We start from the raw sequence: 292 nt of genomic DNA, 5'->3' as shown, positions 1-292 counted from the left end.
GCCGAGATGGCGAAGGCGAGCGCCGACGACGCCAGGAAGATGTTGATGACCATGGCGATCAGCAGGCCGATCAGCGGCACCGCGTTCCACGGCTTGGCCACGGCGGCGGCGGCGGTCGCGTAGTCCGAGCCGAGCAGGCCCAGCACGAAGACCAGGAACCAGATGCCCAGCACCACCAGTGCGGCGGCGGTCAGGCGCTGGTGCACGAAGTGCTCGGTGCCGGTCTTGGCCGAGCCCAGGCCGCGCACGTTCTTCAACGGGGTACGGAACTTGCTCACGCGGCACCTCCGAA

The 292-nt window shown here is 68.8% G+C and carries 1 protein-coding gene; it reads right to left on the bottom strand.

Annotation, left to right across the window (positions count from 1 at the left end; translation table 11 throughout):
- On the bottom strand, positions 1-278 hold a 278-nt coding region (locus tag EN804_RS36435; protein ID WP_135922431.1), incomplete at its 3' end, for a succinate dehydrogenase, hydrophobic membrane anchor protein.
- Between the last annotated feature and the right edge of the window lie 14 nt (positions 279-292).

The sequence above is a fragment of the Mesorhizobium sp. M8A.F.Ca.ET.161.01.1.1 genome (assembly GCF_004792105.1).
GTDB lineage: Bacteria > Pseudomonadota > Alphaproteobacteria > Rhizobiales > Rhizobiaceae > Mesorhizobium.
The sequence above is the reverse complement of the archived record's forward strand: the minus strand, read 5'-3'. Positions and strand labels throughout refer to the sequence as shown.